Here is a 12,251-nt window from a genome sequence, read left to right as displayed (position 1 = left end):
GAAAGGTTGCGGAGGCCCCGCTTCAGGAACGGCATTCGAGTCAAACCGTATGACTCGATCATTTCTCCGATCCGGGCAGTTATCCGCCCGTTCTGTGGACGGTAACGCGTCTACCTGGGCGTATGCCAGTCCGATCGGCCACTGGAGATCGCTTTTCATGGGGTGTGCTTTAGCTTTCATTGACCTATCTTTTAGTTGCCGGGTCTTCGGCGGGTGGGGTTCGCTGGGGTTGGTCCGGAAAGCGTGCGGGGGCACCTTCGGGCGATCGGAGAACAAACTGACCGAAAAGTTTGTTTCTCTGCCGCCCCACCGGACCGTTCGACATCACGGGGGGTTTCACGACGGGCCGGGCCGGAACGACCGGGTTTTGTCTGCGTATATCTGCGCGTACGAATACCGGAAGGCGACTGTCCGTTTTCTCGCGGCCCTCTGACGGTTTGTTCACCCCACCTGGAATGAAGCACGTACCGCGCCAGAGCAGGTACGCGGCCCCGTTGCCGTGTGCTCGACGGAGGAGCTCTAGTGATCGTTACCCAGTGCGCTACCAGACCGACGGAACTCGCCTTACCGAGCGGCACACCCACCCCGGAAGCCGTCGCCACTCCGGCATCCCCGGCGTCCACGGCATCCTCAGGACCGGCCGGGACGGCCGCCGTCCCGCTGCCGACGGACACCGGCTGGTCGGTGCCCACCGCCGGACAGCGCGCCGACCGCACCGACCGCACCGACGACGCCGACCGTATCGCCCAAGCCGATGACGGCCTGCTCACCGCGGTCCTCGCCGAACTGGGCGAGCGGATCGGCCCGCTCTTCGCCCGCCCCGAACCGCGCGCCCAGGCCGTGCAGTACGCCCTGGGCCTGCTCGCCGACGGCGGACGGAGCACCACCTGGCAGCTCGCTCAGCGGGTCGGCGACGCGTCCCCCTGGCGGATGCAGCGTCTGCTCACCCGGGCGCGCTGGGACGCCGACGCCGTCCAGGACACCGTCCGCGGCTATCTCTCCGAACACCTGGGCCACCCCGAGGCGATGCTCGTCCTCGGGCAGAGCGACACCCTGAAGAAAGGCGCCAAGACCGTCGCCGCGGCCCGCCAGTACACCGAGGTCACCCGCCGCGTCGAGAACTGCCAGACCGCCGTGCTGACCGCCTATATCTCCCCGCACGGCCATGCCCTGATGGATCGTGAACTGCTGCTGCCGGAGACCTGGACCGACGATCCGCAACGCTGCCTCAAGGCCGGTGTCCCCGAGGAGCGCCTGGCCTACCGGACCAAGGCCGAGCTGGCCCGGATGATGATCGAACGCGCCACGCACGCGTCCGTTCCCTTCGGTTGGGTGTGCGGCGGCCAGGACTACGGCCAGGATGAGGCGCTGCGCCGCTGGCTGGAGGAACGCGGCATCGGCTATGCGTTCGCCGTACCGGCCCGACGGCTCGGTGCCGCCTCGGCTGCGGCCGCCGTTCCCCGGCAGCGCTGGTGGCCGTCCCCCGAAGTGCCGACCCATCCCGGTCCCATACCGGGTGCCTGGGCCCGGCTGACCGTGCCCGCCACCTCGCACTGGGGCTCCGCGGCACCACTGCGCGACGGCTTCACCCGCACCCTGCTGCTGCACCGCTGGCCTGACGGCCGACGGACCGACTGCTATCTGGTGCACGCCCCTCGGGGCACCACCGGCCAGGCGATGGTGGCCGCCGCCGGGGCCTGCTGCAATGCGCGGCGGCACCTGGAGGCGGCCCGGATGCACACCGGTCTCGACCGGCACGAGATCCGCACCTGGACGGCCTGGTACCGGCACACCACTCTCTCCCTCCTTGCCCTGGCCGCCCATACGGTCGCCCTGGACCGGGCCGGCTGAGCGCACCGGCCTGCCGGCAGCCCGGTTCGACGCCTCACGGGCGCCGTGCCGGGCTGCCGTCCGCCCGGAATCCGGCGGGCCGATATTTCTTTTGCGGCGGCGCCCGCACTCATTGGGTATGAGCGGGCGGTGAACTCCTGGTAGTTCACCCGTAACCTGCCTCCCTCATCACCTGGTTCCTTCCCGGCCTGGTTCTCTCGCAGCCTGCCGGAAATCGAGAAAAATCACCGCGGCCGCCCTTCGGGAAATCTCCAAGTACCGCAGTAGGAACGCACTCCGAAAGGTTCCTTGCCGGGTGGCTGCGGCGGATGGTGTCCTGAGGATGAGAACGACCCGCTTCGCCCTCATGGGCACATCACACCCAGCGGCCGTCAATTCGGAAAGCATTCCGGAGGAGCGTGCACACACTGCCATGAGCATTTCCGTCAACTCCCTTACCAACGGGAATACCGAATTCCGGGACGAGGAATTCGCCGCGCTCGGTCTCGATACGTCCCCCGGGCTGCGCCTCGCACTCGCCTCGCTCCAGACCCAGGCGCAGGAGCTCAGCCGGCTGGTGACCGCCACGGTCGACGCCATGGCCCGGCCCCGCGAGAGCCTGTCCCCGCACTCCGCGGCCTTCGCCGAGATCGCCTCCCGCACGATTCCGCGCTGGCACTTCGCGATGCTCAACGACACCGAGCGCAATGACGCCCTCATCGTGGCGCTCGAACGCCGCATCCCGGCCGGCGCCCATGTCCTGGACATCGGCACCGGCACCGGCCTGCTGGCCATGGCCGCCGCCCGTGCCGGCGCCGGACGGGTCATCACCTGCGAGGAGAACCCGCTGCTCGCCGAGATCGCCCGGCAGATCATCGCCGAGCACGGGATGTCCGACGTCATCACCGTCGTCAACAAGCGCTCCACGCACCTGGAGATGGGCAGGGATCTGGAGCGCCCGGTCGACGTCCTGATCTCCGAGATCGTCGACTGCGGACTGATCGGCGAAGGGCTGCTGCCCACCATGCGCCACGCCCGCAGTCAGCTGCTCGCCCCCGGCGGCGTGCTGATCCCGGGTGCCGCGCGGGTCCTCGGCCAGCTCATCCACAGCGAGGTGGCCGACGGCCTCAACCGGGTGGACAACGCCGGCGGGTTCGATGTCTCGCTGATGAACATGGCGTCCACCCGCGGGCACTTCCCCGTCCGGCTGCACACCTGGCCGCACGAGGTACTCTCCGGCCCCGTCGAACTGCTCGACTTCGATCTGCTCACGGACCCGCTGGAGGCCGGCAGCCGGGTCGTCCCGGTGCCCGTCACCGCCGCGGGACCGGCCACCGCGCTGGTCGCCTGGTTCGAACTCGACCTCGGCTCCGGGGTCGTCCTGCGCAACTCGCCCGACAACGTCGGATCCCACTGGATGCAGGCGCTGATCCCGTTCGACAAACCCCTCCCGGTCAGCCCCGGCGAGCGGCTGGACGTCGAGCTGCACTGGACGGACCACAGCCTCTTCGCACGCTGAGCCACCACGGCTGACAGCTGAGCAACCCACGCCTGACACAGGCATTCATACGCACCTCACAGGAAGGCCGACCCGATCCGATGAGCCACGCTCCGTTCCCCTACGAACCGTTCGCGCTGCACGGCCAGGAACTGCGCGACGCGGTCGTCCGCTATGCCAGCAACCCCCTCTACCTCGACAACGAGGAGTGGCAGAACAGCGACAACCCCTACCGGCGCCAGCTGCGCCCCCAGGTGCTGCGGCATCTCGACCTCGACCGGGTGCCCGGCCGCGACGAGATACTCGACTACTCGAGCCTGGCCGTCCAGCGCCTGCTGACCAGCATCTACGAGGCCGACCTCGTCTTCCTGCCGAAGAACGGCCTCAAGGGCGAGGGCAGGTGGGAGGACTTCAAGCGCTTCTACAGCCCGACCAACCGCGTGCTCGGCGAGATGATCCGGCCCGCGCTGGAGCGCTACGCCTTCGGTTTCCTGGACGACGAGATCGAGACCTCCGGGGCCTGGACGGCCGACAGCCTGGAGACCTACCTGGAGTCGCTCAACGCCCATGAGGCGGCCGGTCCTTCCCTCTCCGAGAAGGCCATCAGCAACTCCACCGACCGCGAGCGCGCCGCCCGGATGTGGCTGATCCAGTTCATCCCGGACTTCCTCTCCGAAGCCTCGCCGATGATCCGCAACGTCCTCGGCTACTACGGCGCCCCCCAGTCCGAGTGGTTCAAGATCATCATCGATGAGTACGGCTATGGCGTCCACGACACCAAGCACAGCCGGCTCTTCGAGCGCACCCTGGAGTCGGCCGGGCTCGAAACCGATGTCCACCGGTACTGGCAGTACTACCTCAACAGCAGCCTGCTGATGAACAACTACTTCCACTACCTGGGCAAGAACCACGAACTGTTCTTCCGGTACGTGGGCGCGCTCTACTACACCGAGGCCACCCTGGTCGACTTCTGCCGCCGGGCCACCGCCCTGCTCAAGGACGTCTTCGGCGACCGCGCCGACACCCAGTACTTCACCGAGCACGTCCACATCGACCAGCACCACGGGCGGATGGCCCTGGAGAAGCTGATCCGCCCGCTCGTCGCCGAGCACGGCGAGCAGATCATCCCGGAGATCGTCCGCGGCATCGAGGAGTACCGCCGCATCCAGGAGATCGCCGACGAGGACTTCGCCACCCAGATCGCCTGGATGGACAACGGGCCGGAGTACAAGAAGCTCCACGCACCCGTGTGGGACGCCCTCTCCAGCGGCCGCGTCACCGCGCCCGTCGCCGATATCGTCGAGCCGTACGGCGAACTGTCCAACACCCACTGCCACGACGGCGACGAGCTGTGCCACATCGTCTCCGGGACCATGAAGTTCGTCTCCGGTTTCGACTCGCACCAGATCCTCGAAGCCGGCGAGGGCACCGTCATCCAGCGCAACCGGCTGCACGGCGCGATCATCGAGTCCGAGGAGTGCGTCTACCAGATCCACTCGGTGGGGGACTACAAGAAGTGCATGTCGTGACGTTCTCCGTCGCCGGCCGCAACAACTGCGCGGTGATCGCCGGCGAGCCGTATGTGTATGCGCGGACGGACGAGGGCTCCTTTGTGATGCGGGCCCGCTGCCCGCACCGCGGCGGTCCCCTGCACCTGGCCGAACTGGCCCCCGAGGGAAACCGCCTGGTGTGCCCCTGGCACGAGCGCAAGACGTCGCTGACCCGGCTGCGGCAGGAGATCCCCGCCGTACGCAGCGGCGACACCGTCACCGCGGTCTTCCCCGGCCTGCCCGACGCGGAGGTCTGCACCGGGCACCGGCCGCTGTCGGCGGACCTGGCGGGCTGACCGCGCGGTGCGGCCGGGACCCCGGGCGGTCCCGGCCGCGGCCGCGAGGCACCCGGCGCCCGTCCGATCCCCAGACCCCCGAAGCCCCCACCGAGCGGACAAGGAACAGCCGTGTCTTCGCATCCCTCCGGCGGCGGCCCCGCCGTCATCGTCGATCCGTTCTCCTCCGGTGGCCTGTACGCACCGGCCTTCCGCGCCGCGGGCGTGCCGGTGGTGGCGGTCGTGTCGTATCCGCAGATCCCGCCCGCCTATGCCGGCTCCTTCCGTCCCGAGGATTTCGATGCGGTCCTGACCTGGGACGGGGACGAGGACGCGCTGGTGGCACGGCTGCGGGCGCTCGGGCCGCGCTGTGTGCTGCCCGGCGCCGAGATCGGTGTGGAACTCGCCGACCGGCTGGCGGCGCGGGTGGTGCCCGAGGTGGCGAACGTCCCCCACCTGGCGGCGGCCCGGCGCCACAAGTACGCGATGGCACAGGCGGTTTCCGCGGTCGGGCTGCCGGTGATCCGCCAGCTGTGCACCGACGACCCCGACGAGGTCACCGCCTGGCTGGAGAAGGAGGGACTGACCGGCCACGATCTGGTGGTCAAACCGCCCAAGAGCGCCAGCACCGACGGGGTGACCCGGATCGCCGGCGGACTCGGCTGGCGGGAGGAATTCGAGGCCCAGCTCGGCCGGCTCAACCAGTGGCGGATCCGCAACGACCAGATGCTGGTCCAGGAGTACGCCACCGGCACCGAGTACGTCATCGACGTCTTCACCCACGACGGCCGGCACACCGTCACCGATGTGTGCCGCTACCGCAAGATCGACAGTGGCGGGCAGATGGCGGTGTACGAGTCCATGGACTGGGTCCCCGAGGACCGCCCCGAGGTGCCCGAACTCCTCCACTACACCCGGCGTGTGCTGGATGCGGTCGGCTTCCGCTGGGGCGCCGCGCACGTCGAGGTGATGAGGACCGCCGACGGGCCGCGGCTGATCGAGGTCAACGCCCGTCCCCACGGCGGTGGCCATCCCCGCTTCTGCCGCACCGCGACCGGCGACAGTCAGGTCGACCGGGCGGTGGCGTACTTCACCGGCCGCACACCCCTGCCCTCGGGCTACGAGCTGCGCCGCCCGGTCCGCGTCGTCTTCCTGATCAGCCGGTCGGCCGGAGTGGTCCGCAATGCCGAAGTCCTCGATGCCATAAGGGAGGTGAAGAGCCATCATGTCTCGGCCGTGGCCGTGCGCACCGGCGACCGGATCGCCCCGACTAAGGATCTGCTGGGCACGCTGTCCCTCGGCTTCGTCGTCCTCGCCCACCAGGACCCGGCGCAGCTCGACGCCGATCATGCCGAGATCCGGCGGATCGAATCGCTGCTGACCGTGGATCCGGAGACGGACGCGGCATGATGCCCGCGCTCGCACCGGCCGCCGCCCCGGCACCGAGCCGCCGGGGCCGTCCGTGATCAGCGGGTGGTTCCTGGGCAGCTCCCTTCTGGTGATCACCACTCCGGGACCGGACGCGGCGCTGGTCACCCAGCTCGTGCTGCGCACCGGACGGCGCGCTCCGGCGTATGCCGCCGCGGCCGGCATGCTGACGGCCGGTGCCGCCCATGCGACGCTCGCCATCAGCGGTGTCTCTCTGGTGCTGGCCGGTCGTCCCGGGCTCTTCACCGCCGTCCGCTGGGGCGGCGCGGCCCTCATGCTGCTGTGGGGACTGCGGGCCCTGCGGTCCGCCCTGCGCGGCCACCGGTCACCGGACGCCCCGGGCCCCGCCTCCGGCCGGCCGCCCCCGGTGTCCCTGCGCCGCTGCTGGCTGCAAGGACTGTTGTGCACCGGCGCCAACCCCAAGGTCGGGTTGTTTCTGCTGGCGTTCCTGCCGCAGTTCGTGCCGCCCGGGGAGCCCCCGGCGCGCACCATGGCGGTGCTGGCCGCCGTCCATCTGTCGCTGGCGGCGTTGTGGTTGGCCCTGTTGAGCGGCGCCGTCCATCTGCTGCGCCGCTGGGTGACCGCGCGCCGGCCCGACGCCGGGGCCGGCGCGGCGCGGGTGGTCGAGGCGGTGGTCGGAACGGTGTTCATCGGTTTCGCCGTACGCCTGGGGCTGGGCGGATGAGCGGCCGCATCGCCCGCTCAGCTCCGGCATTCCAGGTCGAGCAGGAAGCGCTTGGCCCGCAGGCCGCCCGCGTATCCCATCGGCCGGCCCGACGCGCCCAGCACGCGGTGGCACGGCAGCATCACACACAGCGGATTCGCCCCCAGGGCCTTGCCGACCGCGCGGGCGGACCCGGGGCGGTGCACCGCGGCGGCCAGCTCCCCGTACGTGGCCGTCCCGCCGTACGGCACATGCTCCGCCACAGCCAGCACCACTTCCTTGCTGAACGGCGTGGCCAGACTCGGATCCAGCGGCACGGTGAACGAACGCCGTCTGCCCGCAAGGAAGTCATCGAGCTGCTCTTGCGCCTGCGCCATCACCGCCAGCTGGTCGGGGCCGGCCCCGACCTCGTCCCGACACTCCCGCCCGCCCGCCGCGAGCCGCTGCTGCACGGTCTCCGGCGGGAAGAATCCGCAGTAGAGCAGGGCTTCGTCGGTGGCTGCGAGCGCCAGACGACCGATGGGGGTGTGATGCTCCGCGACGACCACGGAGCCCACCGCCTCGCGCGGTGCGCTGCGGCTCAGGGCATGCATGACGTACTCCTCCTGGCTGGGTGACATGGCGGTCCCTCGAATCCGCGGCTCCTGGCACACCGCTGCTGTCCGCCCGGCGCCAGGGACCTCACGCCGCGGTCGGCCTCGCTTACTCTTCGGCGGAGCTCACGCCGCCGTGCGCCTTACGCCGCTATCGGGCGGCAGCTCTTGCAGGCGCGGTATCCCGCCGCCTGTGCATCCCGCGCCGAACGGAACGGCACCTGGTGCACCGGGGTGATCCGCCGTGCATGGGCACAGGTCGGATGGCAGTAGATCCGGGTGGTGTCGCTGCCCAGGAACACCGTCCCCGCCCGCGACAGCCCCACCAGCGCTTCGTCCATCCCTTCCGCACGGCGCAGCGCCTCGCCCGCTATCGGTCCGTACCGCAGATCACACGGTCCGCCGTCGTCAAAAGTGACCCGGTGACAGGGGATCAGCAACGGCACCGGATTGGCCACCAGCGCGGCCGTGACGGCGGCACTGTCGGGCAGCGCGGCCTCCCGTGCGACCCAGGCCAGCGGCCTCAACTGCCCCCGCGGAATGGTGCGTACGGCATCGAGCACGGACCGCTCGGCTTCGGTGAGCTCCGGCAGATCGATCGCCAGACCTCTGGCCCGCCCGGTGCGCAGCGCGGTGCGCAGCCCCGGCAGGGGCTTGGTCGTCGGTATCGCGCTCCGTCCCGTACGAGCGCGGTGCGCCTCCTCGAACGCCTGGGGACCGGACAGGGCCGTGCCCAGCGCGGCTCCGGTCACGGCGTCCGCCCCGTACGCGACGTACAGTCCGCCGGCGGGCGCGTCGAGATGCAGATACAGGTCGTAGCGGTCCCGCGGGATGCCCACCCGGTGCAGCACCCGCGCCGCGAAGTCCCCCGGAGCGGGACCCATCAGCCCCGCCAGGGCGGCCTCCACGCCGCTCTCCGGCTGCGGGGTCCATTCCCCACCTCGGTTCACATCGTCACCTCCCTCAGCAACGCGACTTCTGGTTCCAGCACTTCACGCAGGACGCTCAGCCCTCTCGAGACCTGAGCCTTGACCGTACCGACCGGGCACCCCTGCACCGCGGCCACCTCGGCGTAGCTCATCCCGACCACATGCCGCAGCACCACCGCCACCCGCGCCCGCTCGGGTAATCGAGCGAGCGCCGCGACCAGCAGCGCCCGGTCGGCGACCGTGTCCGCATGGTCCTGCGGACCCGGCTCCTCGGCCGGCCAGCTCTCGCAGGATTCCTCCACGGGAACGGTGGCGACGGGTCTGCGTACGCAGGTGCGCACATGGTTGCGCCACACGTTCGCGGCGATCGTCATCAGCCACGCACGGGGACGCAGCGCACGGCGCCGCTGCGCGGAGTACTCCTTCAGCGCCGTATAGGCACGCAGGAATGTCTCCTGGCCCAAGTCGTCCGCCTCCGCGGCGTTTCCCGTCATGCGGAGCAAGAAGGCATGGACCGCTGAGGCGTGGACCCGGACCAGTTCGGTGAAACCGTCGTCCAGATCCGCCGCCATGCGTTCGCAGAGTGGCTCGGCTGTCTCGTCCATCACTGAGAAAAACACCGACCGGCTCGGGATGGTTGCACGGGCGTGCGGAGCGGATGTCTCCTGGGCCGGGATGGGCGGGGCACCCACCCCGACACACGCCGATGACCTGCGACAACGGCCCCTCACCTGTCCGGTCGGCGGCCGTGCGGGTGAATTCCTGCTCCGGGCTGTGATCCACGGGGCCCGGGCGCCCTTAACACACCGATGGCACCTGTACACCGCTGTACACCGCTCCGTGCACACCGCTCCATGCACACGGCTCCGTGCACACCGCCTCGCCATCATCAGCCCACGCCGGAAAAGACCAGAACAGGCAGCATGACCTCCTCCTCCACCCCCTCGGCCCCTCCTCCCCCCGCGCAGCTGTGTGCGGACCTCCCCGACCCCGCGGCGCTCGGCCTGGTCGCCTCGGGGGGTGACGACCGCGCTCCGGTGGCCAGCGCCTTCACCGGGCGGCGGCTCGCCACCATCCCGGCGTCCGTGCCCACCGACGTCCACCGGGCCGTGGAGCGAGGGCGGGCCGCCCAACAGCTGTGGCACACCGCTCCGTTGTCGCGGCGCATCGGCGTGCTGCGGGAGCTGCGAGCCCGGTTCCGGGCGGAGAAGGCCGTACTGTTTCCCGCCCTGGTGCACGGCTGCGGTCTCGGCTCCGTGGACGCCATCACCGAACTGCACACGGCCGACCGCTACTTCCCGGCCTGCGAGGCCGCCGCACGCGCACATCTGCGCCGCTACCGGCTGCCCCGGCCGCACCTGACCGGCCGCCCCGGCGCACGGTCCGGCCCGGGGCACGCGGTGGTGACCTCCTGCACCGATGACGCCCGCCCCCTGATGTCCCTCCTGGAGGGCGCCCTGCCCGCCCTGCTGTGCGGAAGCGCCGTCGTCACCCGGCTGAGCACCCGGACCGCGGTGGCCGCGCTGCGGATGGCGCAGCACGCCCGTGCCGCCGGACTCCCGGACGGCGTCTGGCAGTTCGTGCTGCCGGGGAACCCGGCCGCAACCTGGGCCCTGCACGCCCTGCTGGCCGAGCACACCGATGCGCGGGCCCCGCAGTGCTGTCCGGCCACCCCTCGCCCGGAGGACGAAACCCTGGCGCCTCCGGGCCTGCTGGTGGTCCGGCACGACGCCTCCGTCGCGGCGGCCGTCCGGGCGGCCGTACCGTCCTGCTTCGGCCGGGCCGGCCGGCCCTGCGCGGCCACCTCGCTCATCGCCGTCCACCAGAGCACCTGGTCGCCCTTCGAGACCGCCTTCACCCGGGCCGCTCTTCACTACGCGGCCCACCCCGCCAGCCGCACCGCGCTCCCGGTGATCAACGCCGAGCGCGGCGCCGCCTGGGCGCAGGCCGCCCGTGCCTGCGGGGCCCGCCCCGTGCTCGGCCACCCGCAGCGGCTCGCCCCCCGCCCCGACGCGCTCTGGCACCCCGTGGTGCTGGCCGCGTCCCGCTGGGACGGTGCGCCCATTCCCCCCGTCCCGCGCGCCCCGCTCGCGCTTCTGGTCCGCTACACGGCCTGGCCGGAGGTCCTGGAGCTGGCCCGGCACGCCAACCGCCACCTCGCCATGTTCACCCGCCTCCGCTTCTCCCAGCTCCTGCCGCAGTTCGCCGGCCTCCCCGCCGAGCACCTCACCCTGAACGACGCCCCTCGCTCGGGCCTGCCGCCCCGCCAGGCCCTCCAGGCCCTCCAGCGCCCGTCCGCCCGCCTCGGCTGAGCGCAGAGCACAGAGGAGAGAGCCCGGAGCGCAGAGCGAAGAGGAGAGAGCCGGAGCACAGAGCTGGGCGCGCAGAACAAGGCGACGGCGCAGGCGGCGCCGAAAGCCCCGGCCGTCGCCCCGCGCGGGAAGTATGGCCTGTTCAGGGCGGTCGCGGAGGGTGCCCGGGAGGGGAGCGGACGGGGCGGCGCCCCCGGTCCGACCGTCCGTATTTTTCGTCTACAGTGTTGTAGACCTTCGCCGTCCCGGTACGATCGCCGCACGCATCACCGGCTCGCACCCTCCCCAGAAGTGGACCCCATGAGCGCGATCAGTATCGGCCAAGCCCTCGTCCTCGGTGTCGTCGAGGGGGTGACGGAATTCCTCCCTGTCTCCTCCACCGGTCACCTCAAGATCACCGAAGGTCTGATGGGGATCTCCGTCGACGACAAGGCCGTCGTCGGCTTCTCGGCCGTGATCCAGGTCGGCGCCATCGCCGCGGCGCTGGTCTACTTCGGCAAGGACATCGTGCGCATCGTGGGCGCCTGGTTCCGCGGTCTGCGCAACCGCGAGGAGCGCTACCACCACGACTACAAGTTCGCCTGGTGGGTGATCTACGCCACCATCCCGATCGTCGTCGTCGGCCTGGCCGCCAAGCCGCTGATCGAGGGCCCGCTCGCCTCCCTGTGGGTGGTGGCCGGATCACTGATCGTCGGTAGTGGCGTGATGTGGGCGGCGGACCAGATGGGCCGCCACAAGCGAGGCGAGGACGACACCTCCCTCAAGGACGCCATGTGGGTCGGCTGCTCGCAGATCCTCGCGCTGCTCTTCCCAGGCTTCTCCCGCTCCGGCGCGACGATGTCCACCGCCCTCATCCTCGACCTCGAACGCGTCGCGGCCACCCGGCTGTCCTTCTTCCTGGGCATCCCGGCCCTCACCGGTGCGGGTATCTACGAGCTGAAGGACGCCATCGGCTCGGGCGCGGCCATCGCCCCGCTCGCCGTCGGCACGGTCGTCTCCTTCGTCGTCGCCTACGCCTCGATCGCCTGGCTGCTGAAGTTCGTGGCCAAGCACTCCTTCAACTCCTTCGTGATCTACCGGATCATCGTCGGCGCCCTGTTGTTCGGGCTGCTGGGCATGGGCATCATCAGCTGACCGGCCGCTGACCGGATCACGACCGGGACCGGGCGCGC

General features: G+C 70.7%; 11 protein-coding genes. 8 read left to right on the top strand and 3 right to left on the bottom strand.

The features are described 5' to 3' along the window. The first annotated feature begins 786 nt into the window (after nucleotides 1–786). The 6 genes from B1H19_RS08410 (at nucleotide 787) to B1H19_RS08385 (ending at nucleotide 7,266) form a co-directional block, all read left to right on the top strand. Entirely contained in the window at nucleotides 787–1,851 is a 1,065-nt protein-coding gene (locus B1H19_RS08410) for an IS701 family transposase (protein ID WP_435844060.1), read from the top strand. Nucleotides 1,852–2,263: 412 nt separating this feature from the next. Then, the gene (locus tag B1H19_RS08405; RefSeq protein ID WP_083103993.1) at nucleotides 2,264–3,349 is read left to right on the top strand and encodes a 50S ribosomal protein L11 methyltransferase; all 1,086 of its coding nucleotides are present in this window, start codon (nucleotides 2,264–2,266) and stop codon (nucleotides 3,347–3,349) included. Nucleotides 3,350–3,429: 80 nt separating this feature from the next. Continuing rightward, nucleotides 3,430–4,857, top strand: a complete 1,428-nt coding sequence (locus tag B1H19_RS08400; protein ID WP_083103992.1) for an iron-containing redox enzyme family protein — start codon at nucleotides 3,430–3,432, stop codon at nucleotides 4,855–4,857. Further along, nucleotides 4,854–5,174: a Rieske 2Fe-2S domain-containing protein gene (locus B1H19_RS08395; protein WP_044365428.1), complete on the top strand. Its 321-nt coding sequence runs from the start codon at nucleotides 4,854–4,856 to the stop codon at nucleotides 5,172–5,174. Before B1H19_RS08400 ends, B1H19_RS08395 begins: the two co-directional genes overlap by 4 nt. Before the next feature lie 111 nt (nucleotides 5,175–5,285). Continuing rightward, complete coding sequence (locus B1H19_RS08390) at nucleotides 5,286–6,563, top strand: ATP-grasp domain-containing protein (protein ID WP_083103991.1); 1,278 nt, start codon at nucleotides 5,286–5,288, stop codon at nucleotides 6,561–6,563. Between the two features lie 52 nt (nucleotides 6,564–6,615). Continuing rightward, on the top strand, nucleotides 6,616–7,266 hold the full coding sequence (locus B1H19_RS08385; protein WP_159028031.1) for a LysE family translocator: 651 nt from the start codon (nucleotides 6,616–6,618) through the stop codon (nucleotides 7,264–7,266). A 17-nt stretch (nucleotides 7,267–7,283) separates the two neighbouring features. Here the strand turns inward: B1H19_RS08385 and B1H19_RS08380 are convergent, their stop codons facing one another. The 3 genes from B1H19_RS08380 to B1H19_RS08370 all read right to left on the bottom strand — a co-directional run bounded on the left by B1H19_RS08380 (nucleotide 7,284) and on the right by B1H19_RS08370 (nucleotide 9,372). Continuing rightward, nucleotides 7,284–7,865 (bottom strand): methylated-DNA--[protein]-cysteine S-methyltransferase, encoded by a 582-nt coding sequence (locus tag B1H19_RS08380; protein WP_237289216.1) that lies wholly within the window; start codon nucleotides 7,863–7,865, stop codon nucleotides 7,284–7,286. A gap of 116 nt (nucleotides 7,866–7,981) precedes the next feature. After that, a complete protein-coding gene (locus B1H19_RS08375; protein WP_237289215.1) occupies nucleotides 7,982–8,788 on the bottom strand; it encodes an MGMT family protein in 807 nt (268 codons plus the stop codon). After that, nucleotides 8,785–9,372, bottom strand: a complete 588-nt coding sequence (locus tag B1H19_RS08370) for an RNA polymerase sigma factor (protein WP_083103989.1) — start codon at nucleotides 9,370–9,372, stop codon at nucleotides 8,785–8,787. Before B1H19_RS08370 ends, B1H19_RS08375 begins: the two co-directional genes overlap by 4 nt. A gap of 318 nt (nucleotides 9,373–9,690) precedes the next feature. Between B1H19_RS08370 and B1H19_RS08365 the strand changes: the two genes are divergently transcribed. Together B1H19_RS08365 and B1H19_RS08360 are read left to right on the top strand one after the other, a co-directional pair. Beyond that, nucleotides 9,691–11,079 (top strand): aldehyde dehydrogenase family protein, encoded by a 1,389-nt coding sequence (locus B1H19_RS08365; RefSeq protein WP_083103988.1) that lies wholly within the window; start codon nucleotides 9,691–9,693, stop codon nucleotides 11,077–11,079. Between the two features lie 300 nt (nucleotides 11,080–11,379). Continuing rightward, nucleotides 11,380–12,213: an undecaprenyl-diphosphate phosphatase gene (locus B1H19_RS08360; RefSeq protein WP_083103987.1), complete on the top strand. Its 834-nt coding sequence runs from the start codon at nucleotides 11,380–11,382 to the stop codon at nucleotides 12,211–12,213. Nucleotides 12,214–12,251 lie beyond the last annotated feature (38 nt).

It is taken from the genome of Streptomyces gilvosporeus (genome assembly GCF_002082195.1).
Lineage (GTDB): Bacteria > Actinomycetota > Actinomycetes > Streptomycetales > Streptomycetaceae > Streptomyces > Streptomyces gilvosporeus.
The sequence above is the reverse complement of the archived record's forward strand: the minus strand, read 5'-3'. Positions and strand labels throughout refer to the sequence as shown.

Excerpts from the sequence above, each read along its gene's own strand:
- B1H19_RS08405 (WP_083103993.1), top strand. The coding sequence starts at position 2,264 with ATGAGCATTTCCGTCAACTCCCTTACCAACGGGAATACCGAATTCCGG.
- B1H19_RS08400 (WP_083103992.1), top strand. The coding sequence starts at position 3,430 with ATGAGCCACGCTCCGTTCCCCTACGAACCGTTCGCGCTGCACGGCCAG.
- B1H19_RS08380 (WP_237289216.1), bottom strand. The coding sequence starts at position 7,865 with ATGTCACCCAGCCAGGAGGAGTACGTCATGCATGCCCTGAGCCGCAGC.
- B1H19_RS08370 (WP_083103989.1), bottom strand. The coding sequence starts at position 9,372 with ATGGACGAGACAGCCGAGCCACTCTGCGAACGCATGGCGGCGGATCTG.
- B1H19_RS08365 (WP_083103988.1), top strand. The coding sequence starts at position 9,691 with ATGACCTCCTCCTCCACCCCCTCGGCCCCTCCTCCCCCCGCGCAGCTG.
- B1H19_RS08360 (WP_083103987.1), top strand. The coding sequence starts at position 11,380 with ATGAGCGCGATCAGTATCGGCCAAGCCCTCGTCCTCGGTGTCGTCGAG.